The sequence below is a fragment of the Mesoflavibacter zeaxanthinifaciens subsp. sabulilitoris genome (assembly GCF_014191595.1).
Classification (GTDB): Bacteria; Bacteroidota; Bacteroidia; order Flavobacteriales; family Flavobacteriaceae; genus Mesoflavibacter; species Mesoflavibacter zeaxanthinifaciens.
The window spans coordinates 290,497-316,727 of sequence record NZ_JACHWV010000005.1; the positions used below are offsets into that span (position 1 = coordinate 290,497).

At 31.4% G+C, this 26,231-nt stretch carries 25 protein-coding genes; 5 read left to right on the forward strand and 20 right to left on the reverse strand.

From position 1 onward, the window contains the following. Nucleotides 1-27: 27 nt before the first annotated feature. Together FHS04_RS09480 and FHS04_RS09485 are read left to right on the forward strand one after the other, a co-directional pair. Nucleotides 28-384 carry a hypothetical protein gene (locus FHS04_RS09480; RefSeq protein ID WP_106677128.1) on the forward strand — a complete coding sequence of 119 codons (357 nt, stop codon included), beginning with the start codon at nt 28-30 and terminating at the stop codon, nt 382-384. Between the two features lie 73 nt (nt 385-457). Continuing rightward, entirely contained in the window at nt 458-916 is a 459-nt protein-coding gene (locus FHS04_RS09485) for a hypothetical protein (RefSeq protein ID WP_146131288.1), read from the forward strand. 34 nt (nt 917-950) lie between these two features. Here the strand turns inward: FHS04_RS09485 and FHS04_RS09490 are convergent, their stop codons facing one another. The 6 genes from FHS04_RS09490 to FHS04_RS09515 are packed head-to-tail and all read right to left on the reverse strand — an operon-like array spanning nt 951 to nt 6,830. Beyond that, complete coding sequence (locus tag FHS04_RS09490) at nt 951-1,346, reverse strand: hypothetical protein (RefSeq protein ID WP_106677124.1); 396 nt, start codon at nt 1,344-1,346, stop codon at nt 951-953. A 41-nt stretch (nt 1,347-1,387) separates the two neighbouring features. Continuing rightward, nucleotides 1,388-1,744, reverse strand: a complete 357-nt coding sequence (locus tag FHS04_RS09495; protein WP_106677122.1) for a DUF6686 family protein — start codon at nt 1,742-1,744, stop codon at nt 1,388-1,390. Between the two features lie 16 nt (nt 1,745-1,760). Further along, nucleotides 1,761-3,950, reverse strand: a complete 2,190-nt coding sequence (locus tag FHS04_RS09500) for a PepSY domain-containing protein (protein ID WP_106677119.1) — start codon at nt 3,948-3,950, stop codon at nt 1,761-1,763. A gap of 8 nt (nt 3,951-3,958) precedes the next feature. Continuing rightward, nucleotides 3,959-4,441 carry a DUF2271 domain-containing protein gene (locus tag FHS04_RS09505; protein ID WP_106677118.1) on the reverse strand — a complete coding sequence of 161 codons (483 nt, stop codon included), beginning with the start codon at nt 4,439-4,441 and terminating at the stop codon, nt 3,959-3,961. 10 nt (nt 4,442-4,451) lie between these two features. Beyond that, entirely contained in the window at nt 4,452-5,924 is a 1,473-nt protein-coding gene (locus FHS04_RS09510; protein ID WP_106677116.1) for an ankyrin repeat domain-containing protein, read from the reverse strand. A 3-nt stretch (nt 5,925-5,927) separates the two neighbouring features. Beyond that, the gene (locus tag FHS04_RS09515) at nt 5,928-6,830 is read right to left on the reverse strand and encodes a DUF6607 family protein (RefSeq protein WP_106677114.1); all 903 of its coding nucleotides are present in this window, start codon (nt 6,828-6,830) and stop codon (nt 5,928-5,930) included. 90 nt (nt 6,831-6,920) lie between these two features. On the opposite strand from FHS04_RS09515, the gene FHS04_RS09520 reads away from it, so the two are divergent. Together FHS04_RS09520 and FHS04_RS09525 are read left to right on the forward strand one after the other, a co-directional pair. After that, on the forward strand, nt 6,921-9,053 hold the full coding sequence (locus tag FHS04_RS09520; protein ID WP_106677112.1) for a TonB-dependent receptor plug domain-containing protein: 2,133 nt from the start codon (nt 6,921-6,923) through the stop codon (nt 9,051-9,053). A 12-nt stretch (nt 9,054-9,065) separates the two neighbouring features. Next, a complete protein-coding gene (locus tag FHS04_RS09525) occupies nt 9,066-10,163 on the forward strand; it encodes an HmuY family protein (protein WP_106677111.1) in 1,098 nt (365 codons plus the stop codon). A gap of 56 nt (nt 10,164-10,219) precedes the next feature. Here the strand turns inward: FHS04_RS09525 and FHS04_RS09530 are convergent, their stop codons facing one another. The 7 genes from FHS04_RS09530 to FHS04_RS09560 form a co-directional block, all read right to left on the reverse strand. Continuing rightward, nucleotides 10,220-10,816: a TetR/AcrR family transcriptional regulator gene (locus tag FHS04_RS09530; RefSeq protein WP_106677109.1), complete on the reverse strand. Its 597-nt coding sequence runs from the start codon at nt 10,814-10,816 to the stop codon at nt 10,220-10,222. Between the two features lie 6 nt (nt 10,817-10,822). Further along, nucleotides 10,823-12,232, reverse strand: coding sequence for an efflux transporter outer membrane subunit (locus FHS04_RS09535; protein ID WP_106677106.1), 1,410 nt, complete (start codon nt 12,230-12,232; stop codon nt 10,823-10,825). Between the two features lie 4 nt (nt 12,233-12,236). Next, nucleotides 12,237-15,374 (reverse strand): efflux RND transporter permease subunit, encoded by a 3,138-nt coding sequence (locus FHS04_RS09540; RefSeq protein ID WP_106677105.1) that lies wholly within the window; start codon nt 15,372-15,374, stop codon nt 12,237-12,239. Nucleotides 15,375-15,401: 27 nt separating this feature from the next. After that, complete coding sequence (locus FHS04_RS09545; protein ID WP_106677102.1) at nt 15,402-16,541, reverse strand: efflux RND transporter periplasmic adaptor subunit; 1,140 nt, start codon at nt 16,539-16,541, stop codon at nt 15,402-15,404. 4 nt (nt 16,542-16,545) lie between these two features. Further along, nucleotides 16,546-17,046: a GbsR/MarR family transcriptional regulator gene (locus tag FHS04_RS09550; RefSeq protein WP_106677100.1), complete on the reverse strand. Its 501-nt coding sequence runs from the start codon at nt 17,044-17,046 to the stop codon at nt 16,546-16,548. 146 nt (nt 17,047-17,192) lie between these two features. Continuing rightward, complete coding sequence (gene pheS / locus FHS04_RS09555; RefSeq protein ID WP_106677098.1) at nt 17,193-18,212, reverse strand: phenylalanine--tRNA ligase subunit alpha; 1,020 nt, start codon at nt 18,210-18,212, stop codon at nt 17,193-17,195. A gap of 165 nt (nt 18,213-18,377) precedes the next feature. Continuing rightward, nucleotides 18,378-18,734 (reverse strand): hypothetical protein, encoded by a 357-nt coding sequence (locus tag FHS04_RS09560; RefSeq protein ID WP_027879668.1) that lies wholly within the window; start codon nt 18,732-18,734, stop codon nt 18,378-18,380. 52 nt (nt 18,735-18,786) lie between these two features. Here FHS04_RS09560 and FHS04_RS09565 point away from each other — a divergent pair, with 52 nt between their 5' ends. Further along, a complete protein-coding gene (locus FHS04_RS09565) occupies nt 18,787-19,338 on the forward strand; it encodes a CvpA family protein (protein ID WP_027879669.1) in 552 nt (183 codons plus the stop codon). 24 nt (nt 19,339-19,362) lie between these two features. On the opposite strand, the gene FHS04_RS09570 is transcribed toward FHS04_RS09565, so the two are convergent. The 7 genes from FHS04_RS09570 to FHS04_RS09600 all read right to left on the reverse strand — a co-directional run bounded on the left by FHS04_RS09570 (nt 19,363) and on the right by FHS04_RS09600 (nt 26,154). Next, nucleotides 19,363-20,028: a DUF2490 domain-containing protein gene (locus FHS04_RS09570; RefSeq protein ID WP_106677096.1), complete on the reverse strand. Its 666-nt coding sequence runs from the start codon at nt 20,026-20,028 to the stop codon at nt 19,363-19,365. Between the two features lie 7 nt (nt 20,029-20,035). Next, nucleotides 20,036-20,665, reverse strand: a complete 630-nt coding sequence (locus FHS04_RS09575) for a carbonic anhydrase family protein (RefSeq protein WP_027879671.1) — start codon at nt 20,663-20,665, stop codon at nt 20,036-20,038. A 23-nt stretch (nt 20,666-20,688) separates the two neighbouring features. Continuing rightward, entirely contained in the window at nt 20,689-22,275 is a 1,587-nt protein-coding gene (locus FHS04_RS09580; RefSeq protein WP_106677091.1) for a SulP family inorganic anion transporter, read from the reverse strand. An 85-nt stretch (nt 22,276-22,360) separates the two neighbouring features. Beyond that, nucleotides 22,361-22,651, reverse strand: a complete 291-nt coding sequence (locus FHS04_RS09585; RefSeq protein WP_221184976.1) for a hypothetical protein — start codon at nt 22,649-22,651, stop codon at nt 22,361-22,363. A 57-nt stretch (nt 22,652-22,708) separates the two neighbouring features. Beyond that, entirely contained in the window at nt 22,709-23,467 is a 759-nt protein-coding gene (locus FHS04_RS09590) for a tetratricopeptide repeat protein (protein ID WP_106677089.1), read from the reverse strand. A 12-nt stretch (nt 23,468-23,479) separates the two neighbouring features. Next, nucleotides 23,480-25,264 (reverse strand): BatD family protein, encoded by a 1,785-nt coding sequence (locus FHS04_RS09595; protein WP_183408373.1) that lies wholly within the window; start codon nt 25,262-25,264, stop codon nt 23,480-23,482. Nucleotides 25,265-25,311: 47 nt separating this feature from the next. Further along, nucleotides 25,312-26,154 carry a tetratricopeptide repeat protein gene (locus FHS04_RS09600; protein ID WP_106677084.1) on the reverse strand — a complete coding sequence of 281 codons (843 nt, stop codon included), beginning with the start codon at nt 26,152-26,154 and terminating at the stop codon, nt 25,312-25,314. Between the last annotated feature and the right edge of the window lie 77 nt (nt 26,155-26,231).

The window sequence follows — 26,231 nt, forward strand, 5'->3', positions numbered from 1 at the left end:
TTATCGTTGGTAATTTACATTTGCTTCGTGAAGAAGTTTTTACAAATATTACTTTTATTAAGTGTAACAGTTAGCTTAAATGCCACTACAATTAACTATAATTTTAGTGACCAAGCCACTATAGTTTCAACTAATAGTGAAACTGTATCTTCGCCAGTAAAACACAATACTGTTGCTAACACAGCAGACCCTATAACTATTACTTTTTTAGAGGTCAACCTTGTTGATTACCCTAATAGTCTAAATAAAGATTTAGATTTTAACTTTAAACAGTTTTTAACTTATTTCTCTAAAAAATGTAATCTTAAACTACATTACCTAAATGCTATTCCTGTTAGCTTTAAAACTACAGATATAGCTTATCCTTTTCATACCCATCTATAGCATTTGTTTTAATACTAGACTTATTAAGGTATAAACACCTTAACTCATATTTCTTATTAAAAAATTAAAACAAATGGATACAGCAAATACCCTTATAGGTGTTGTGATTACCCTTTGCTGCGGTATTCCTTTCTTTTTAATGTATATCTCTAAAAAGAAAAAAACACAACAAAAAACTCAAATATTTAAAACCATTGCGCAAGATAATGGACTAACTATTAATAAAGTAGATATCTTTAACCATCTATCTTTTGGTATTGATACAAATAAAAAAATAGCTTTATTATCTAACTATTCTACACACAAAATTGTCGATTTAAAGAATTGTGAAGGTGCAGCTTTAGATATTAAAAAGAAACGAATTAATAAAACAACCGAACAAATAACAGACGTTATTTTAAACTTTAAAATAGTAAATAATGATATTGTCGGTTTTAATATTTTTAATACTGACGTTAATAGACTTATTAACGGCGAGATAGAGGTTGGTCAAAAATGGACTAACACTATAAACCAATGTATTAAGCAATAAAACTATAAAAAAATAAGCCTTGAAAATTCAAGGCTTATTTTACTACTACACCACGTACCTTCATTAACGGTACAGGTTGTAAGGCATTTTTATTAATCGTGTTTTTTCTAAAAGTATATGTTTTATCATACATTGCATTACCCTCAAAAAACGTGACTTTAAATTGGTTGTTAAGCGCAAAAAGTTCTTCTTGAATAAGCTCTATTTTGGCATAACTTTTCTTAGGAAGCTTATCTATTTTTTTTCTAAAAACAGAGGTTGTTTTACTATCAGAATAACCACTTGTAACTATTATTACAGTATCTAAATCTACGTCTTTATCGTTTATAATGTATGCATTCCAATCTTGGGTTTGGTACACATCATTATACTCGTTAACTATTGCAATATAAACACCTTCTACTTTTGGAATATGAATATCTTTTTTCATACTAATCTTTTAGTTTAAGTACACAAAAATAGTATTTTAAATTAGTTTAAAATTAATGTGTAATCAATATCATTTACACTTATACTTTTTTTGTAAATATTCAATATTGGCTTATTGACTAATACTTTTAATTGTAAAAATTCTTGTCGGTTAAACATCAGAATAAGATTGTCTTGCAAAGTAGGTATAGGTATCTTTTTAGAAATGTTAGCTTCAGCATATTTACACTCCCAAAATTCTGGTTCTAAATTTAAAACATACTGCTTAAATTGCTTAAACTCGTTTACAGTAAATTCAAAATAAATATTATTAAACTCTAAATGAAAATGCTTGCAGTTTTTACACAATGACAATTCTCCTTGAGATGTTTTTGATAATGTTTTTATGTTATTACACATAATCTTAAATTTTATGTTAGTAACAATCCATCTTTATTTGACCGTTATCTATAAAGTAACTTACGTTGTTACTAAAATTGTTCTGGCAAATAGTATCTAATTGATCTAAAACACATGTCTGCATTGCAACCGAACCACAAATCATAACTACACCTTTTTGCTCTAATACAGAAGCTATAATGTTGTCTTTTTGTGCTATAATATCTTGAACATACGCTTTATTTCCTTCTTTAGAATAGGCTATATTACATGTGGTTAGTAGCTGCTTTTGTTTTGCTTCATTTAAATAAGCATCATAAATATTAACTGAAGCTTGCGTGCGCGTGCCCCAAAACAAATGTTTTTTAATGTTTGGGTTTTGATTAATCATACCCAAAAAAGGTCCAATTCCTGTACCATTTGCGATAAAAACAGCATGTTTTGTGTGTTTTGGAAGGTAAAACGATGGATTTTTATTAATTCGTGCTTTGATAACTTCACCTTCTTTTAACTGACTAAAATAATTTGAACAAACGCCAAACTGATGTTTTTTTACACTTAAAACCAATTTATCTTCAAATTTTCCTAAAGAGTATAATCGCTCTATTTGATCTTCTTTAGGAAACACCGATAACAAATCACCAGATTGTATTTTGTGTGTTTTTTTGGTTTGTAAAGTCAACACAAAAGTATGGTCCTGGTTAATTTCAGATTTTGAAACTACTTTAAAATCTTGAAGATTTTTTGGTGTTTGTAGTTGTTTGACTTTAGGTATTTTTATGTCTAATTGAGATTGTAAATTAAACGCTATACACCAATTTTTAAACGCATCTAAAGACTGATTGTTAATTGTTTTTAATGGTAAAAATTGGGTGAAATTCTGACTATTATTTAGTGTATTATTTACATCTTCTGCAAACTGGCAATAAGCCTTATACTGTAACGATCCAAATCCAATAACACTAAATTTTAGATTTTGCTTTTGAGGTATATTTTTTAATGTATCTAAAAATTTGTTAGCATTAATTGGCGCTTCGCCATCTCCATACGTTGCTGTAAAAACAATTAAATGTTCTGCATTTTTGTAAGTAGAATAACTGTTTAAATCAGAAATAAAAACACTGTGTTTTGCATTTATCAAACTATTAAATAATGCCGACGCAAATCTGTAAGTACTTCCTGTTTCTGATCCTACAAGAATGATAAATTTTGCTTGATCCTTGGTGTATTTATTTTTTGGGATTACAGTATTTTTCTTTCGTTTTAGGGTCATATCAAACCCAGAATACATAAAATACAAGATGTTTATGGTTGCAATTAATAAAATTACTGACCAAATAATACTGCCTTTTCCAGTATGTAGATTTAAACTTAGTGTTGAAAAATAAGACGTTAAAGATGTGTTTTGTTCGCTTAAAACTTCACCAGAATATTGATGTATTAGCAGCTCTTTATCTTTAAGTTTTAATGTGTAGTAATCCTCGACAAACTCGGAAAAAGGAAACTCTAAATGCTTAACTTGATCTAAAGTAATTGTACCAAATATTGAATCTGATTTTTCTGTTGAAGATGCCTCCAACGCTTCAAAATCTACATTGTGTTTAATCGCTTGATCGGTAATTACTTCAAACTTAAGCAGCGATAAGTACACACCAGTTATAGTAATAATAATAATTGGTACAAGTGACCAACGACCAAGTACAATATGCCAGTATTGTGACGGATTTTCTTTTACAATTTTGGCAAAAAAGTGTTTAATTCCGCTTTGTCTTTTAACGACTAAAATAAAACCGGTAATTGCAATTAAAAGCAATAAAAAAGAACCTAAAGCGACTAAAAACCGACCGGTACTTTTTAAAAATAAAGACCGATGTAAATTGGTTGTAAATTGAAAAAATTTTGATGGCGAGATTTTTTCACCTAAATAATTAGCTGTTTTAGGATTAAAATAGCCTTCTAGATTTTTGCCATCTTTAGTAATAACAGAAGCAGATACAAACTGGTTTGCATCTACTTCTATTTGTAAAACTTCTGGATAAGTTTGTTTAAAGATATTAACTGTTTGGTCTAGACTAATTGTTTTTAAATCTTCTACTTTATAAGGTTGAAGTTGTTCTGATATAGGCTGAAATGCTAAAATTATACCTGTAACAGACGCTAATAAAATAAAAACAGACGCTGTAATAGCTAATGCTAAATGACTATATCTCCAGATAGAAATGGTCATACAAAATACTAGTTAGGCATTAATCTAACGTATCTAATAAAGCCTTTACCTTCGTGTTTTGCTTTGACATTTTCTGTAGTTAACTCAAATTCGACATCGCTTGTATAGTATTCTTGATCTTCTACAGCTGTTTCAAATCTAAGTTTATAACCTTTATTTAATTTAGAATCTTCGATATCTAATATGCTTATTGTACGTTGTCCACCAGATACTGTTGCGCCTGTTACCGCATCTATATTAGCTCTAACCTTACCTTGAAATTTCCACCATTCGGTAATATCAAAATACCACTCGTCGTCATCGCCTTGTACATACAGTGTTTTTTTATATTCGCCATTTGGATTAATTAAAGAGACTACAACATAAGCGCCTTCACCGGTATAATTGGTCAATTGAATCATGCATTTGTATTTACTAGTATTTATATTGGTAAATGACAATAATGCAAATGATAGCAGTATAGTTGATATTGTTATTTTTAATGATTTCATTATTTAATATTTATTTTAAAATTTCTAAAGAAACATTATTTTGTTCTAATAATTCATTTTCTGAAGCTAAATCATAAGCTGATTCTCCAAATTCGGTTTTAATTGTTTTATCTGCTCCAATACTTAATAAGTATTTTATGATTTTTTCGTCTTTAGAAGACATTGCCGCTAAATGTAAAGCTGTATTACCATCATTATTTATAGCATTAACATCTGCTACTTTTAGATTTACAACTTGCTTAATCAAATCTAAATTTTGCTTATTTACAGCAAGATGTAATAACGTATTACCATCTTTCTGTTTTTTTGAAATATCTAAACCTTTAGATTTTAAAAACTCTAATTTAATTGCAAAATCTTTAGGCTGTCTTGGGCTAAAAGCTTCAATTAAATAATAATTTAAGTTATTACCATTGGCGTCTACAACATCTACTTTAGCTTCTTTACTTATTAATAATTTAATCACTTCTAGTGTATTACTTTGTGTGGCTAACATTAAAGCTGTTTGACCTTTTTTATTATGATCGTTTATATCTTTTACTTGTGGTATAAGAGTTTCTATCACTTTAATTGAATTTCTTGAAACTGCATTTAAAAAAGGAGTACTTCCGTCTTTATCTTTTGCATTTACATTATTTCCTTTACGTATTAAATAATTTAATACATCTATATTTTGTGATCTTGCAGCAATGTAGTGTAATGGTGTTACGCCTTCATTAGATGATGTATTTGGATTTAAACCTTGTGCTTCTAAAAATGTAAACACTTCTAAACCATTTGATACATTTCTTGTTCCTTGGCTAGCAAATAGAAACGCTTGATCGTTACCTTTTACTCCTTTATTAGCAAGTTTTTGTAACAACTCTAAATTACCAGTTTTGGCTACATAATTATAAATTCCGTTACCATTATTATCTGTAGAATTTAAATCTAATCCTTTTCTGGTAAAGTAATCTATTAACTTAAAATCTTTATCACTTGGCGCTGCTAGTAATAAAGCGTTAGCGCCACTATGATTAACGTCTTTTTTTAGATTTGCACCGTATTTAATACATAAATCATACACCTTTGTGTTTGTTTGTCCTGCATTTGCCGCAAAGTTTAAAGGTGTTAATCCGTGATCATCTAAAATATCTGTTTTTGCACCATTATCTAATAAATATTGCATAAAGCTGTCATTACCCTTATAGGCTGCCCAAAAGATATAAGTACGTCCATCATGAGTTAGTTTATTAACATCATTACCCTTTATAGATTGTAAATATTGTAATGTTTCTAATGGTGCATCTTGTAATATGGCATACACCATTGGGTCAAAACTATTCGGATTTAGTTGTGTGGGATCATTCCCTTCTTCTATAGCTGTTTTAACAGCTTCTACAGTAGTTGTATTAGACCAAAACTTTCTATCTAACAACTTGTTATTTTGAGCAATTACACTAAAATTTATGAATAGTATAAGTGTTGTAAGTAAATGTTTCATATTCTATTTTTTTACAAAAGATTCTATCGTTTTATCGATGTCTTCTTTGTTGGTTAATTCTTCATCAAATAAATGTTTAAATAATACTTTATTATCTACTTTATCTTCTAGATGTAAATCCTTATTTCTGTTATAAACTTCACTCCATTTTGCACGAACTGTTGCCCATTTTTTGTCATGCTCTTTCCACCAGTTTATAGCACCTTGACAACGACTATCTTCTACTTTTACATAAGTATTATAACCTTTTTCTTTGGCTAAAATAATATCTTCTTTGCCTTCTTGACGAATAATTTTAGCGTTATCCTGATCGTGTAACCAACCATATTCTGTAATCTCGTGTCTATTACCTCTTAAGGTTACATTATAATCGCTACGTTTTGTATACTCACGTCTTGGTAATGGTGCAGTTGTTGTGTTTTCCCAAAAGCTTTTACCGTCTACATGTACCCAAGTCGCACTACCTTCGTAACGTGGACTATCATCTACTTGATATACTTTTTGCGTCCATTGTCCTTCTACCTCATCTTCTGTTTTGGTTTCAAAATTCCATTTATTATCACCATCAAACATGTAAAAATCTTTATTTTGGAACAACCAATCTTGACGCCAATGTTTTACTATATATGGTTGCTCTGGACTACCTACTTGTAATAAATGTTGGATTGAAATTTTATTATCTGTGTCTTCTACCAATTGTGCCCATTCTAAACCTTTATCTATTTTAGTTTTAGATGGCTTATATAAAGAATCTTGACTGTAATTAAAGGTTTCTGCAAAGTTAAAAGTGACTTCGTAACATCCGCACATTTTTTTTATAGCTGCCTGATCCTTTTCTTTTTTAGATTGTGCAGTAGCGCTAAATGCTACAAAGAATAATAAAGTAATAACTAGATAATGTTTCATTTTTGATGAATTTTAATTTTTTTAAAAAATATTGTTCTTATTTAGACTGAATTAAAATAACGTTTATATTTGTGACAAATTTAATCAAGAATGATTCTAAATAAAAAACTTTTAACGCTTTATTTTTCTTTTTTTTCGGTTACACTTCTTTTTGCTCAAGAAAAAGTTAGTGATACTACAAAAATTGAACAGTTAGAAGAAGTTGTTGTTACTGGGCAATACAATCCTCAGTCTATCAAAAAATCGGTACATAACGTTATTGTTATAGACCGTGAAAAAATTGATAAACAAGCTGCTAACACCTTAGCTGATGTCTTAAATTTTAATTTAAACTTAAACATTATCCCTAATGCTCAAACAGGAAAATCTACAATTTCATTTTTTGGATTAGATGCCCAATACTTTAATATCATGCTTGATAATGTTCAAATCGTTAGTGATAATGGATTAGGTAACAACATTGATTTAACACAAATAAACTTAGATGACGTAGAGCGTATAGAGATTGTAGAAGGTGCTATGGGTGTAGAATACGGAGCAAACTCGGTTGCTGGAGTTATTAATATTATAACTAAGAAAAAACTAGATCATGATTGGCAAATTCAAACCTTTATACAAGAAGAAACTGTTAGTGACGAGTATGAATGGTTTGATAAAGGTAGACACATTCAGGCGTTAAGTATTGGACATAGAATAAATGATACTTGGAATGCAAAAATAAGTGCCAATAGAAATGATTTTGCTGGTTTTTTTAATAACAAAAAAGGAAAAAACCACTATTTTAATGATGGTTTAAGAGGTTATGACTGGTTACCTAAAACACAGTTTAATGGTAAAGCCGCTATAAACTACAACTCAGATAATTTTAATGCTTTTTATAAATTCGAATATTTTAACGAAACATTAAATTATTACGACGCTTCTGTTAGAGCTAATATAGATGTACAATCACAAACAAGTAATCCATCTGCTACAGACAGAATTTTTAAAACTAATAGACTAATAAATAATTTAAATATTAATGGTCATTTAAAAACTGGTGCAGTCTATAACGCAACATTTTCCTATCAAACACAAAAAAGAGATTTAAACCAATTTAACTATTATATCTTAACTGAAGAGAAAACTAACGAAACCGACGAAACTTATCAATCTAGTGATGTTTTCTTTTCTAAAGGAACTATAAATAATCTGTCAAAAAGTGACAAAATTAATTATCAATTAGGTTACGAAACACGTTTTATAAAAGGATTTGATACACAAGCATCTGGCGATGTAACACAACAAGACCAAACCTTAAAACAAGAAAACTATGCTGTATTTGGATCTGCAGAAATAAAACTAATAGATAAGTTTTCCATAAGACCTGGATTAAGATACGAATATAACTCCATGTTCAAATCTCAATTATTAGCATCATTAAACGCTAGATATTTACTTAATAAAGGGTATGAAATTAGAGCAAGTATAGGATCATCGTATCGTACACCTAATTTTGAAGAACTTTACTATTATTTAGTAGACTCTAATCATGATATTAGAGGCAACCAAAACCTATCTCCAGAACGTGGTTTCTCATCATTTTTAAACTTAAAAAAACGAACTTGGTTTAAGGATATATCACTATCAAATAACATTAAATTAAGTTATATCGATTTAAAAGATAAAATAGAACTAGCTGTCATAAATCCAACGCCACTACAATATCAATATATAAATATAGACGGATACAGACTTTGGGGAATTACTTCAGAAAACACAATAAAAAAAGATAATTGGACGCTTAATTTAGGTGCTACATATCAAGGTATTTCAAGAATTATGAATAATGAAGAAAATGCTAAAAACGACTACCTATACGCCTTACAATTAAACACAAGTGCAACATATTTAGTAAAAAAATGGAATACTGCATTTACATTATTACTAAAGCATAATGGCAAACAAGAAAATTACATTGCCGAAGGTAGTGACGAGCAAGGAAATTCATTATTTAAAAAATACACTATAGATGCATTTAGTTGGATGGATGCTTCTATAAAAAAGACATTTTTCAATAAAAAAGTAGACTTTACAATTGGTGCCAGAAACATTTTTGATGTTACCACTGTTGCAATAAATGGTGCATCAACATCTGGTATACACAGCACAAATAACTCTAGTTTATTACTAGGCTATGGTAGATCATATTATTTCAAACTATTATATAATTTAAATTTTTAATACTAACTCAAAATGAAAAACAAATTTTTAACATTAGTACTATGTTTAGGTGCATTAGCTCTAACTAATTGTAGCAGTGATGATGACAATAACTTACCATCAGAGCCAATACAAGTTATTATCGAAGGTGCAGATGTAGCACCAACAGTTGGTGGACCAAACCAACAAAACCAAGTATATGTAGACTTAAGCACTAACACAATGACTAGTGTACAACGTGATTCTTGGGATTTAGGTTTTTATACTGGATCAGACTTTAAAGTCATCATAAACAGCTCTATATTTATGGCGGCAGGACAATTATCTTCAACAGATATTGATGCCGTAAACTCAAATAATCAAGAAGTTCAAGACTTACAACCTCAAGTAGCTGTTGGTACTTTTGATGATGCAAATATGGCTTATATAGATGCGCCTAATGGAGATTTATCAAATACAGCTTTCGCTGAAATCTCTGCAACAAACTCAAACAATTATGTGTATTTAGTAAACTTAGGTGACGAAGTAGGAACAGCAACAGCAAGTACAGGAAGCGTTGAAATTTCTGGCGAGTCTAGAGGATGGAAAAAAGTAAGAATCTTACAAGATGGTAATAACTACATCCTACAATACGCAAATCTTGACGATACTACACACCAAGAAATTACCATATCTAAAGATGCTGATTACAATTTTACATTTTTTAGTTTTAATACCAATAGTATTGTGAATGTAGAACCTAAAAAAGAAGAATGGGACTTAAACTTTACTGTTTTCACAAACGAGATACCTGGTTATGGCTCTTATGGATATTCAGATTATGTTCTTAATAATACCTTAGAAAATGCTATTGTTTATATGATAGATACAGAAGTAGACACAGAATTATCTTACGACAATTTTACTTTAGCAGATGTAGAAACTTCTTTATTTGTTGAAAATGATAGAAGAACCATTGGTAGTAGCTGGAGAAATGGTGGTGGACCAGGTACTTTACCGTCTTTAAAAGACAATGTGTTTTATATTGTTAACGATACAGATGGTAACCTTTACAAATTAAAATTCTTAGCCCTAACTAACGAAAACGGAGAACGTGGCTATCCAGAATTTGTATACAGCTTATTACAATAGTGTTAATTGTAATTAATTAAAAAGTGAAAAAAGCCTTAGTTAAAAACTAAGGCTTTTTAATTATTAAAAAATCTATTTTGATACCTTGTATTTACTACACCTTGTAAATTATAAATTACCATGTGCCTTAAAAGCATGTCTTCTGAATATATCTCAAACAAATTATTGTCTTTAAACAATAAATTATCTACTCTAAAAAAGTAAATTTTCACTAACAAATCTACATCTACACTTTCAATTAAATCACCTTGTAATTGGGCTTTTTTAAGCAAGGCACTTGCAGTATTTTCTGCTAAATCCTTAGTAAATTCAATAAATAATTTAAAGGCTTTTGGGTAATATTTTTCTAATCCAAAAAGAAAAGAAGGCTTGAAATATTTTAAATATTCAAACCCTCTTTTATAGATAAATATAACACTCAAAATAGGATCGTTTTCATTCTCAGAAATGATTCTATTTATATCTTCCTTATATTCATTTAATAAAGTTTCAATGCTTGCAACGACAAGATCTTCTTTATTCTTAAAAAATGAATATATAGTCTTTTTAGATATACCAAGCTCAGTTGCCAACTCATCTAAAGTCACGTGTTTACTACCAAACTTTGTAAATTTGGCAATTGCACATTGTAGCAATTCGCTTTTGGTAATCATAGCTTTTTATTTCCAACCACCACCAAGTGCTTCGTATAAAGTAACGACGCTTAGTAATTGTTGTAATTTGTTATCAATAACGTTTAACTCGGCATTAAGCGCACTTTCTCTTGCGGTTAACAAATCAAGATAATTAGCTAAACCATTTTGCAATAATTCCTCTGAGTTTGCTTCTGCTTGTCTTAAGGCTTCAACTTCATTTTTACGGTATTCAAATTTTTCGGTTTCAGCATTGTAAACGTAAAGTGCGTTAGACACTTCGTTACCTGCAGTTAACAAGGTTTTCTTAAAGTTTAAAAGTGCTTGTTCTTGCTGTGCTTTGGCTACTTCGTGCTGTGTTTTTATTATACGCTGATTAAATATTGGCTGTGTTAAACCACCAATAACTGTTGCAAATAATGAATTAGCATTAAATAATTTATCTAATTCTAAACTTTGAAATCCGCCACTTGCCGTTAAGGTTAACGATGGATAAAAGTTACTTTTTGCCACATTGGTTAGCTCAAAAGCATTTATTAAATTGTATTCTGAAGCAATCACATCTGGTCTGTTTCTCAACAAAGTTGCTGGCACACCAAGTGTAATGTTTTCATCTAACTGTTGCTCGGTTAACTTACTACGTTCAATTGGTTCTGCTGGTCTTCCTAATAAGAAATTCAACGTGTTTTCGGTTCTAAAAATAGCGGCTTGTAAATCTACTTTTAACGCTTTGGCATTGTTAAACTGCGCTATGTATTGGTCTACAGCAACTTGTGTGACGTTTCCTGCATCTTTTAACGCCTTAATAGTGTAAACACTACTGTCTCTGGTGGCAATAGTTCTTTCAGTAATTTCTAATTGCTCATCTAACGCTAATAACTGATAATAAGTTGATGCTATTGCCGAAATTAATTCGGTTTTTACAGCTTTATGTGCGGCCACAGTTTGTAAATAACTGGCTTCACCTGCGCGTTTATTACTTCTTATTTTACCCCAAATATCGGCTTCCCAAGATAAACTACCAGATAATTCGTACTGATCTACAGATGAGAAAAACCCACCAAACTGACTGTTTTCAGACAGTTCTTGATGCGTTGCTTGGGCTGTACCAGTTAACGTCGGTAAATAACCTGCCTTACCTTGTTTCATGTATGCATTAGCGATAGCAATTTGCTGAATAGCCACACGAATATCTAGGTTATTTTGAAGACCTTCTTCAATATATTGCGCTAAATATTGGTCTTTAAACATATCCTTCCACGATACATCGGCTAACGATATACTGTCTTGTGGTAAGTTATCGGTTCTGTACAAATGTTCTGTTTCTTCTAACTCCGGACGTGTGTAATCCTTCGCCACAAAACAACTTTGCAGTGTTAGCGCTAGCATTAAAACTAATGCGCCTATACTAAAATTTTTATTTATAGTTGATTTCATTTTTTTAAGCTTCAATTGTTTCTACTTCTGGTTTACGCGATACTTTTTCTTGTAACCATTGGAAAAAGATGAATAAAATCGGGATAACAAATACACCTAAAATGGTTCCTATTAACATACCACCAGCTGCACCTGTACCAATAGAATTATTTCCTTCGGCACCAACACCTTTGGCTAATACAAGCGGCATTAACCCAAGTATAAAGGCGAATGATGTCATTAAAATTGGTCGTAAACGTGCTTTGGCACCATCCATTGCAGCATTTACAATACTTTCGCCTTGTTTGCGTCTTTGCAATGCAAACTCAACAATAAGTATAGCGTTTTTAGCCAACAGACCAACCAGCATTATCAGTGCAATTTGGAAGTAAATATTGTTTTCTAATCCAAAGAATTTCGTACTTATATACGCACCAAATACACCAAAAGGTAGCGATAATAATACTGAAAAAGGTAAAATATAACTCTCGTACTGCGCACTTAATAAGAAATACACAAACAGAATACTTAAGATGAAAATAAACGTGGTTTGGTTACCTGCATTTACCTCTTCTCGTGTTAAACCAGAATATGCAACGGTGTAATTACTTGGCAATTTTGCCACTTCTTCTTCAATCACTCTAATGGCATCACCTGTACTAAATCCAGGATTGGTTGCACCTGTTATATTTGTTGAATTAAATAGGTTGAAACGCGTTACCGATTGCGGACCATACACACGTTTTAAGGTTACAAACTGTGTAATTGGTGTCATTTCACCAGAACTTGTTCGCACATACATACTGTTTAGGTCGTTTTCATCAGCTCTGTCTTCTGGTAACGATTGTATGTATACACGATACTGTTTACCAAATCGGCTAAAATCTGATGCGTAAACTCCACCTATATAACCTTGAAGCGTCCCGAAAATGCTATTAATAGCCACACCTTTTTCTTTAGCTAAAGGCACATTAACTTCCATTTCGTATTGTGGATAATTAGTGTTGAATGCCGATTGCGCATACTGAATTTCTGGATGACTCATTAAGGCTGCTGCAAACTCTTTATTAGCTTTATCTAAATCGGTAAATTCACCACCGAATTTATCTAATAAATTCACCTCAAAACCAGCTGAGTTACCAAAACCACGAATACTTGGTGGCGAGAAGAAAATAATTTTTGCTTCTGGAATAGTTGCCGCAATACCAAATAATTTTCCTGTTATGGCTTGTGCAGATAAGGCTTCTGATTCTCTTTCAGACCAATCGTCTAACTTCACAAAACCAATACCAAAGTTACTACCAGCACCACTAATTAAACTTCGCCCTTTAATAAAACTGGCATCTATTACACCATCAAGGTCTTTAATTTTTGCGTATAATTCTTTAGTTACTTCTTCCGTACGGTCTAATGATGCACCTGCAGGTAATTCTATGTTAGCGAAAATAATTCCTCTATCTTCATTTGGTACAAATCCTGTTGGTGTTGTTGTTGCAGCCCAATAAATACCTACACCAGCAATAATTAATAGCATTACTGATACAAACTTGTTTTTATATAAAAACTGCAATGACTTACCGTATTTATTCACCGTTGCATCAAATCCTCTGTTAAATACAGTATAGAATTTTTGAAGTGCGTTTTTTCCTTTTAATTCTTCATCATCTTTATGTTCTTTTAATAACAATGCACATAACGCCGGACTTAACGTTAAGGCATTTACTGCCGAAATTAAAATGGCAATAATTAAAGTAACACCAAACTGCTCATAAAACACACCTGTTGGACCAGTTACAAAGGTTACCGGAATAAATACCGCTGCCATTACCAGCGTAATAGAAATAATAGCACCCGAAATTTCACTCATAGCCTTTAAGGTGGCGCTTTTTGGTTTTTTCTCACCTTCATCCATTTTGGCGTGTACGGCTTCTACAACAACAATAGCATCATCTACCACAATACCAATAGCCAATACTAATGCGAAAAGTGTTAATAGGTTTATGGAATAGCCAAAGACATTCAAGAAAAAGAAGGTACCAATAATAGAAACCGGTACTGCAATTGCTGGAATTAATGTAGAACGGAAATCTTGTAAGAAGATAAACACCACTAAGAACACCAGTAAAAAGGCTTCTAAAAGCGTGCTAATTACCTTGTCTATAGATGCGTTAAGGAATAAACTTGTATCGTAAGGCACAAAGAAGTTTAAACCTTCAGGCAAACCTTGTTCTACATCGTCTAATGTGGTTTTTATGTTTTCAATAATTTCGGCAGCGTTAGATCCTTTGGTTTGGAAAATTCCCATAAATACCGCTGGATGCCCTAAACTTGTAGCGTTAGACGAATAGGATTGCGCATCTAACTCGATATCTGCGACATCTTTCAATCGTAAATATTCGCCATTTCCTAAAGCTTTAATTACGATGTCTGCATATTGTCCTTCTTCTTTAAATCGTCCGCTATACTTTAAAATATAAGAGAATGATTCACCATTATTTTCACCTAAAGAACCAGCTGCAGCTTCTAAATTCTGCTCGTTTAAAGCAGCTGTAATATCTGATGGTATTAAATTATAAGCTGCTAATTTTTCAGGTTTTAACCAAACACGCATAGCGTAATCTTGTTGTGAAAATACAGATACATCACCAACACCTTTAATACGCTGCATAGCAGGAATTACGTTTATTTTTAAGTAATTCTGAATAAAAGTAGCATCATAGTCTTCGCTATCAGAATACATAGCAATAAACATTAATGCACTGGTTTCTTGCTTTTGCGTTACAATACCAGTTTGAATAACTTCTGAAGGCAACAACGGATTTGCACGTGCTACACGGTTTTGTACGTTTACCGCAGCAATATCGGCATCCATAGTTTGGTCGAAATACACGGTAATTTCGGCAGTACCATTGTTTGAAGCTGTAGATGTAATATACGTCATACCTTCTACACCATTAATTTGCTCTTCAATAGGTACAATTACACTCTCTAAAACAGTCTCTGCATTTGCACCTGTATAGTTAGCCGTAACCTTAATAGTTGGCGGCGCAATATCTGGATATTCCTCTATAGGTAAGGATGTTATACTGATAACACCTAGTATAACTATGATAATAGAGATTACTGTTGAAAGCACTGGTCTTTCAATAAATGTTTTTAACATAACTAATAAATATGTTTAAGGAATAATTTAGTTTTTAAATAAAGTAGCTACTTTTTTAGTGGCTTCGTTAAACGGAATTTCTTGTGGTGCAATTGGCATACCATCGCGTAATTTTGAAACACCAGAAGCAACAATTTTAGTATTGGTATCTATACCCGATTTTACCACGTAAAGATTATCTACTTTAGCTTCAACTTCAATAATTTTACTGCTTACTTTATTGTCTTCGCCTAACGTGTAAATCATTACTTTACCTTGTTGCTCAAAGGTTGACGATTGTGGTACAACTACTGCATTTTCGTAAGTTGAAGGAATACGTATTTTTCCACTGTTCCCGTTTGTTAAAAGCTCGTTTGGATTATCAAAAGCTGCTCTTACTTTAATGGTACCTGTTGTTTCACTAATTTGACCTGTACTGGTTTGAATACGACCTTTTTCAGAATAAATATCACCATTTGCCAATACTAAACTAACGTCTGGCGAATTTTTAATACGCTCAGCTTTTGTTTGACCTTTCATTCTTTTTAAATGGTCTATGTATTGTGCTTCGTTTAAAGTAAAAAACGCATATACTTTACTAATATCGCTAACCGTAGTTAATGGTGTTGCATCGGCAGCACTTACTAAAGCGCCTTCTCTAAAATTGATTGAACCCACGTAACCATCAACCGGACTTTTTACCGTTGCATAACTAATATTGGCAGCAATACTACTGTAAGCTGCTTTGGCTTGTGCTAAATTGGCTTTTGCAGTTTCTAATTGTACAGGACTAATAATGTTTTTTTCTACTAAAGGTTTTAACTTATCAACCTCAACTTGAGCCACATTAACTTGTGCTTTTGCCGCTTCGGCATCTTGACTTAGCGATTGCGTTTCTAACCTAAAAAGAGGTTGACCTTTGCGTACTCTAGCACCTTCGTCTACCAATACTTTTTGAATGTATCCTGAAGTTTTTGCACGCACATCACTGTTTACAATACCTTCTATATTTACAGGATATTCGTTATAGCCTTCTACAGTTTGCGTTTGAATTTGCGTTACCGGAAACGGTAAGGCTTGCTGTTGTTGCGCTGTAGCTGCCTGCGCATTGTCTTTATTACCACAGCTAACCATGACTAGAAACACACTAGCTATGGTTAATATTGAAATTAATTTATTTGTTGTCATTATTTTAAAGGTTGAATTTATTTTTAATTAGGTTTTCTTTTAAGTTTTCTATTGAAGCCGAAGCATCTTCTACAAATCGCAAATAATCGTTGTGAAAGGTTAAATCGAATTTTTCTTCTTCGTCTGTAATATGTTCGTTAATGGCTTCTTTGTAAGCTTTCATTTCTTTATGAAGTGCCGCCACTTCTTCCCATTCTTTTATCATTTCATTAATATGATGTAAAACAGAATCTTTATTAATGATGAAATACTTTTTACGGTCACCAGTTTTCGTGAAGTATTCTAGTTTCTTTAAATCTTGTAAGTGGTTTAAATGCGTAGAAATGGTGCTTTTACTAGCTTGAAGTACAGTAACCATTTCTTCAAACGTAGTACCGCGCTTACCTGTTAAAATTACGTACGCCATAATGCGCGCAGCAACAGGTGCTAGGTTTTCTCTACCTTCTAAATGCACACCAAGTTTTTCAACTAGTGCCATTTTTTTGCTACATATATCTTTAGTCATAAATTATTATAAAAAATTATACTGCAAAAATACATTAGGTTCGGAACAAACCGAACTAAACGAAGTTAATTTGTTGTTAAATAAAAAAGGCTAATATGTAAATTTCTTAACATATTAGCCTTTAACTATAATTCGTTGTTAATTTTTTATAAAGCCGATTTGAATTGCTCTAAGAATCGCACATCGTTTTCGCTTAATAATCTAATATCTCCTATTTGATGTAATAACATAGCTATACGGTCTATACCAACTCCAAATGCAAAACCAGAGTATTCTTCTGGGTCTATTTTACAATTGGTTAATACATTTGGATCTACCATACCACAACCGCCGATTTCTAACCAACCTGTTCCTTTGGTTATTTTGTAATCGGTTTCGGTTTCTAATCCCCAATATACATCAATTTCTGCGCTAGGCTCTGTAAACGGGAAGTAAGATGGACGAAGTCTTATTTTAGACTTTCCAAACAACTCGGTTGTAAAATATTGAAGCGTTTGTTTTAAATCTGCAAAACTTACATCTTTATCTATATATAATCCTTCTACTTGATGAAAAAAACAATGAGAACGTGCAGAAATAGCTTCGTTACGATATACTCTACCTGGTGATATTGTACGTATTGGCGGTTGATTATTTTCCATGTAACGTACCTGTACAGAACTGGTATGTGTACGTAATAAAATATCTGGATTAGTTTGCACAAAAAACGTATCCTGCATATCTCTTGCTGGATGATATTCTGGTAGATTTAAGGCTGTAAAGTTGTGCCAATCGTCTTCTATTTCTGGTCCTTCACTAACGTTAAAACCGATATTAGAAAAGATATCTATTATTTGATTTTTTACTATTGAAATTGGATGACGAGAACCAATAATTAATGGTTCGCCTGGTCTTGATAAATCACCAGATATGCTTGTTTCTGGAGCATTATTATCTAGCTCTTCTTTTAGCTGGTTTACTTTGTCTTGAGCCGTTTGTTTTAGTTTGTTTATGGCTTGTCCAAACTCTTTCTTTTGGTCGTTAGCTACGTTTTTAAACTCGGCAAAGTATTGTTTTACTAATCCTTTTTGTCCTAAAAGTTTAATACGGTATGCTTCTACCTCTTCTTTGGTTTGCGCTTTAAACGCTTCTGCTTCGGCTATAAGTTCTTTAATCTTATCTATCATGACATCATAAAATAAAGGGCAAATTTACTATTTTTTATGGTTTACACCTTACTTAGTGTAAGCTTTTTGTTGGCGGATTGACGCGTTAAGGATGGAGCAATTGTTGGAGCACATCTTTGATTGCGACTTGCGAGAGCCTGACCCGATAGGGTAACGCTGTAATAATTATTGTATATAGTTGGTTTCTAAAAAGTAGTTTACTATGGCTTCTTTCATTAAAATAGACTGTTCTCCTGCTTTTAGTGTTGGTAATTGCTCTTTTATTTTATAGTGTGGCCAACCATCTTCATCAACAAAATCAAACTCATAATAGCCGTAAGGCTCTAGTAGTTTGCATATGGCTATGTGCATTAAATCTAATTTGTGATCTTTTTTAAATCTGCGATGTAATTGTCCCAACTCTTGCACACCAATTAAGTAGATTATTGCGTCTAAATCTAAGGTGTCTCCATCTGCAAATTGATTAGACAATTTGGTTACTATCTCTTCCCAGCGTTGTTTTAATTGTTCGTCTCTAGACATAATTTTATTAAAGTTGCAAAGTTAGTTTATATTTGTTGAAATTGTAAACTTTATGGCGGTTATAGATATTGTTTTAGGTGCGTTAATTTTGTTTGGTTTAATACGCGGATTGTTTAAAGGTCTTTTTGTTGAATTAGCTTCTATTATTGCTCTTGTTGGTGGTGTTTACGGTGCTATACATTTTAGTTATTTTGTAGCTAACTTTTTAGAGAATAAGACCGAATGGGACGAGAAAACTATTAATATTACTGCTTTTGCTATAACCTTTGTTGTTATTATTTTACTAATTAGTTTAGCTGGTAAAGCGCTTACCAAATTAGCAGATTTTGCGTCTTTAGGTATTTTAAACAAACTTTTAGGTGCTGTTTTTGGTGCTTTAAAAATTGGATTGATTTTAAGTGTGTTACTTATTGTTTTTGATAAAATGAATAACACGATTACGTTTGTTGATGAAGAGAATATTGAAGATTCTTTATTGTACAAACCTGTTAAAGGTCTGGCACCAATGATTTTTCCTAGTATTATTAAGTCTGGAGATGAAACTTTAGAAGAAGATAATGATATTATAGATCCTGCTGAAGAGACTAACGACGTGCAAGCTTAAGTACCATTACCTTCTTATTGTAATTTAAAAGTTAATAAATGCTATCATGTTTATTTGGTCTCTAGATCCTGAACTGAATATTTGATTCATCCAACCTAGCTCAAATTTTATAGCTTTATTTAGTTTATATCCTGTACCAAAGTATATTCTGTTACGATCAAACAAATCATTTTCGGTATTAATAAACAGCTCGTTATAACTTGATAAATACCATGTTTTGTCTTCTAAATTTTTATGATTTAATGGATAATTTAGAGATAGAAAGTATCTTAATCGCATTTTAAAATCGTCTTCTACAAAACGTTGTTCAAACCTATAACGATGTGTTATGTTTAATCTGTTTTGGTGCTGTTTTGTTATAAACTGCTGAAAAATTCTATGTTCGTTTACATTAATTTTATTGTCTGTTTGACCTACGTAATTTTCAGATTTGATATATCCGTAACCTAATAGTAGGTTGTTATTATTTTCGGTTAGATTATATCCTATTCCTGTTCTTAACAGTAGTTGCTCTAGATCGCCTATAGCATCGTAATTACGGTATTGGACTTCGGCATGTAAATTCCATTTGCTATTTAATTGTTTGTTACCAAAAACGATTAACCAATTACCTAATTCGCTATTTTGACTTATCCCTAAAAAAGGCAGCATTACTAAAACTAGTAATGCTGCAAATGTGTTCTTTTTCATGTTAATCTTATTCGTAAAACTGTACGTCTCCAGTATTAATATCGTACATAGCGCCTATAATTTTAATCTCGCCATTTTTTTCCATTTCAGAAAGTATTGGACTTTCTGCATGGATGCGATCTATTGTAAGTTCTACGTTTTTCTTTGATACTTCATCTACAAATTCTAAGTTTTTAGAGTTTCTTAAACTCTCATCCTTTGGTTCTGAAACTGCATTTACAGCTGGTGTTATTTTTTGGATTAACTTTGTTAGGTTACCCATTTCGGCATGATCACATGCACCTTTTACAGCGCCACAACTTGTATGTCCTAATACTACAATTAGTTTTGTTCCTGCTAATTTGCAAGCAAACTCCATGCTTCCTAAGATATCTTCGTTTACAAAGTTACCTGCAATACGTACGCTAAAAATATCTCCTAATCCTTGATCAAATACAAGCTCGGCAGATACACGAGAATCTATACAACTTAATATTGTTGCGAACGGAAATTGTCCTTCGCTTGTATCATTAACTTGCTCTAATAAATTACGATTTGCTTTTAAGTTTTGCTGAAACCTTTGATTTCCTTCCTTTAAAAACTGTAATGACTTTTCTGGAGTCATTGTAGCTTGTGTTTCTTTAGTATGTGCTTTCATAGTATCTTCTATTGTGTTGTTTGTTAGTTTAATTGTGTTTTAGGTTTTAATTTAAAGAACTCTATAAAACTTTCTGGGTTTTCTATCGTTCCTCTTTCTGAAATTAACTTGATATTGATATTTCTTTCTTTTGCTTTAATTGAAAAGTCTTCTAAAATCTCGATAATATCATTATCTAAATAGCGTGTTTTTCTTACGTCTAATTCTAAGTAAGAATCTTCTGGTAAACGATCTAATTCTTTTAAAATTGCTCCTTTATTAAAGAAGGTTACTTCTTCTGCAAGTGTCATTTTAATTTTACCATCGTCTACATCTTCTCCTTCTTTATGTAAAAAGTGTGAGTTTTGGTAACTTTTTATTAGTATAACTACAATACCAACTGCTAAACCTAAACCAATTCCTTTTAGTAAATCTGTAAATACAATACCTGTAACGGTAACAATAAATGGTAAAAATTGTTTCCAACCTAAATTGTACATTGTTTTAAATAAAGCTGGTTTTGCAAGTTTATAACCTACTATTAATAAGATTGCTGCAAGAACAGATAACGGTATCATATTTAACAGTTTAGGTATTAATATTACAGAAATTAATAAAAAGAAACCATGAATTATTGCCGACATTTTACTGCGTCCTCCAGATTGGATATTTGCCGAACTACGAACAATTACTTGCGTAATAGGTAATCCTCCAATCATACCAGAAAGGATATTTCCGGTACCTTGTGCTAATAACTCTCTATTAGTAGGTGTTACATTTTTATAAGGATCTAATTTATCTGTTGCCTCTACACAAAGTAGTGTTTCTAAACTTGCAACTAATGCAATAGTAAAGGCTACAACCCATATTTCTGGATTAGTTATTACTGAAAAATTAGGAAAACTAAATTGCCCTAAAAACGACGAAAAATCTTCTGGAACAGGTACACTAACTAAATGCGAACTTTGAATTGCCATACTTGAACTATCCTTAGTTAACACATAAAAGATAATACCAACAACAACTGCTACTAATGGACCTTGTATTAATTGAAATATTTTACCTTTATTGGATAACACATTACTCCATAATAATAAAATTCCTAAACCGATAACACCGATTAATAGTGATCCTGGTGTAATATGATTAATCGAATTTAAAATTTCAGAAAATGTATTTTCACCATCTACTTGAAAGAATGCAAAATCACCTTCTGGATCTGGATCGTATCCAAAAAAGTGAGGGATTTGTTTTAAAATAATGATAATACCAATACCTGTTAACATTCCTTTAATTACTGAAGAAGGAAAGTAGTAACCTATGATTCCTAATCTTAATAATCCAAAAACTAATTGGATAATACCTCCTAAAACAACTGCTACTAAGAAGTTTTCGTAACCGCCTAAAGTACCAATAGCAGTTAATACAATTGCTGCCAGACCTGCTGCTGGACCACTTACACCAATTTTAGAACCACTTAATGACCCTACTACAATACCACCTATAATCCCTGCAATTAGTCCAGAAAATAATGGTGCGCCACTAGCTAAAGCAATACCTAAACATAATGGTAATGCTACAAAAAATACGACTATACTTGCCGGTAAATCGTTTTTAATATATTTAAACATATTATAAAGTTTGATTGTTACCTTTTTACCAAGGTAACTTTAAAATTAATAAAAGAGAAGACTTTACAGTCTCATTTAAACAAAATTATAATATGAAAAATTCTGGTGGTGGAGATATTAAATTAAGTGCTGGTTTTGTGTAAGATTTAAACAAATAGTCTAACTTTTGAAAAGCAATTTTTTTATAAATACTTTCTGTAGTTTCTTTTTGTTCTGTTACTACTAGTTTTATGCTTTTGTTTTCTTCTTCCTCTTCAGAGACACTATACAAAATAGAAACATCTACATCTGCATCTATAGCAATAATAATTGATGGAGCTGTAATTAGCCCAAAAAATAAAATTGAAAAAAATATAGATACTAATTGTTTAGACATAGTCTGAAATGGTAAGAAACAAATATAGCTTTTTAGTTTTTGTTAAAGCTAAATATACTAAAAAGTATTTAGTAATTTTATGTCTCCAGATATTATCCAACCTGTTTTACCATCTGCAAGTTTTATTTTTTTCCAATTATTAATGGTGTCTAAAACTTGAACTTTGGTGCCTTCATGAAGTACAAAAGCTTCTGTACTACCCATGTTAGGTTCAGATTTTACTTCTGTTTCTTTTGCAAAAACTATAGCTGGATTATTATTCTTATCTAAGTTTTGCTTTTTAAAGGCAAAAGACAAACAAATTAAACCTATTAATAAACTTCCTAATCCAGAAACAAAAGCTAATCGTTTTTTTGAAGTACTAAATGTGAAAAAGTAAGTAATAAACAACAATACAAAAGCTACCACGAAAATGATAGACAATGTTGCCCAATTATCATAAGTTAAAGCGTTAATTGCTTTATTGAAGAATCTTGACAATCCTAATTTTGGCACTGCTTCAATATCATCAATAGTCATATTTTTTGCATAAGCAATATTGTTTACAATCTCTTTATCGTTAGGTTTTAACTGTAAGGCTTTTTCGTAATAATAAATACTAGGTGCAATATTATTAAGTTTATAATGTGCATTCCCCAAATTGTAATATAGCTCTGCAGAATGTTGCCCATTTTTTATAATAGCTTCATATTTATTTACAGCATCACTAAATTTACCTTCATTATATAATGCGTTTGCTTGATCAAATAATTCATTATTTTGAGCTAAACTTATTGCTGAAAGTGCAAAGACTAATATGTAAAGTAATTTTTTCATCTTCTAACTACTTTATTTTAGTTGTTTATCTATCGTGTTTATTGTTGCAGCTGCATTGTTATAATCTTGCTCCATTGCTACCTGAGTCATTGGTGTATATCTTGCCAATTCACAATGTTTTAAAAGCGTTTCAAAATCTAAAATTACGTTTTTCTCTACATTTCTGCTTAGTAGTAATTCTTTAATTTTTTCTTTGCTTAAGTCTGTTGTTTCAATATTTAAACGTCCTTTTAAATAGTTATGTAACGCTTTTTCTAATGCTATATAAAATGCTTCTTTATTACCTAGTGCTTTTTTAGCTTCGCTTAAGTATTTTTTAGCTAATCTATCTGCTTTTCTTAATCTATTACCAACAACATCTGCATTACGTTCTTCTCGTTTTCTTCTATATACTAATGCTAAAGGTATTGCTAATAATGGCGCTAATAATCCTGTCCAAAATGCTGTTGTATTGAAAAAATCTTCTTCTTTTATAGATGAAAAATTAGACTTAGTTTTTATAAATGCAAATTGATTTTCATTTAAAACTACTGGTTGTTTTCCTGAGGTATTAGTAGGTAAATTATTATCGGCATCTGCATAAGCTGAACCTTCTAAAACATTAATAACAATTTCTTCAGAAGACAATTCTTTGTATGTTTCTGTTTTTAAATCAAAATACGAAAAGGTAACAGGTGGTATTGGAAATTTGCCTTTAAACTGAGGTACTATTGTATAATTATCAGAAATTTTACCTTGCATTCCTGATAAGTTGGTTCTAATATTTTCTTCGTGTTCTGGCTCATAAACTTCTAATGCACTTGGTGCCTTAAATTTTGGTAGTTCAAAAAGTTTAAGGTTTCCGTTACCTGAAACTTCTATTTTTGCATCTAAAGCTTCGGTTGCATTTAAATCTGTTTTAGATACTGATACATTAAAATCAAAGTCTCCAACAGCTCCAGTAAAGTTGTCTGGTCTTCCTTCTAAAGGTAAATCTTTAACGTTTATAGACCTTGGGTTTGCAGTAATAGTTCTATGAGCTTGATTTGTAATTCTTCTTCCAAAAAGATCTCTTTTGTTAGTTGGAACATCTATGGTTAAGTCTAAGCTAAGTGGCTCTATTTGTAATTTTCCGGTTTTTTGAGGAAATAGTACAGTTTTTCTTAATACAACATATCTATATTCTTCACCATCGTAAGTGCCTTCTTGTGCTTTTAATCCTTTTATATTTATATTTTGACTCCAAAACCCATTAAATTTTGGACTTTCAATCTCTCTAAAGTTGCTAATACCTGCTTTTGGTGCCACATAAAGTTTGTAAACTACAGTAATAGGCTCGTTTAAGTATGGATTAGTTTTTGATACTTCTGTTACCAAATGAATACTTTCTTTTAAGATATAATCTGGATCATTAGGATCTTCTGGTACTTCTATTGGTTTTGTTACTTTTATTGTAATTGGAGATGTTTTATAAGTTACACCGTCAATCTCTATTGTTGCTTGATTTATAGTAAATGTACCCATTTGCTTTGGAGCTAAAAAGTAACTATACGTTTTTGAAAAATTACGTTTACCATTAAACCAAGAGTGACTTACAGATTGATTTGGTCCGCCTACTACGGTAAAGCCATCAAAGTTTGGAGATTTAAAATTATCTCCATCTTTATTCATCTCAAAATCGACACGTAGACGTTCGTTTAAGCCAAGTTTTTTCTTACTTACTTTTGCTTGAAACGTTATTGCATCTTCATCTTGCGCTAAAGCAAATATTGGTGCAATAGCAAGTAATAAAATGAATATGTGTTTAATTAATTTCACTTTTAATTGGTTTAATTCTGAATATTAAGCTTCAAATTTATAATTTTTTACCAATCTTTATCGGTTTGTACTTTTGCTCCTTTTACCTTTTGAGCATTTATTTTTTCTTGTACCTTTTGTTCTTGATTATTCATAGCTTCTAGCAAATTTTTAATTTGCTGAGGCGATAATTGTCCTTGTTGTGGTTTTTGTTGCTTGTTATCTTGATCGCCTTCTTTTTGATCTTGATCTTTATTATCTTTAGGATTACCATCTTGGTCTTGATCGCCTTCTTTTTTATCCTGATCGCCTTGATCTTTCTGGTCTTTTTGATCTTGGTCTTCTTGTTGTTTTTCGTTATTTTCTTTTTGGTCCTCGTTTTGGTTTTCGTCTTTATCACGGTTATTTTCTCCGTCTTTATCGTCTTCTTGAGGCTCGTCGTCTTGCTGGTTTTTTGCACAGTCTTTAGCTAAACCTAAATTATAGCGCGTCTCGTCATCTTTTGGGTTATTACGTAGTGCGTTTTTATAAGCTTCTACCGCTTCTTTACATTTTTCTTTTTTCATTAAAATATTACCAATGTTATGAAATGCTCTGTGTTTTTCAACTTTATCTGTTGCATTTTTTGCTGCTTGTTGGTTACGGTATAGCGCTTCGTCTAAGCTTCCTTTTTGGTAATATTGATAGGCTAAATTATAAGCTCCAACTGACTGGCTTGGTTTTGTAGATAATGCTTTACGGTACTCCATTTCTGCATTTACAAAATCGTCGCTTTTAGCATAATCATTAGCTTCTGCAACATAAGATAATGCTTTATTAGTCTGCTTTTGCAATGCTTTTTCTTCGTTTTTATCTTGCGCTATAAGTGCAATTGTGAAGAAAAATAATATGTAGCTTAATGTTTTTTTCATTTTTTTATACTGCCTGCTTTTATCAAAAAACAACTTGTAAATATACTAAAGACCTCTAATTGTTGCTGTTAAGGGTT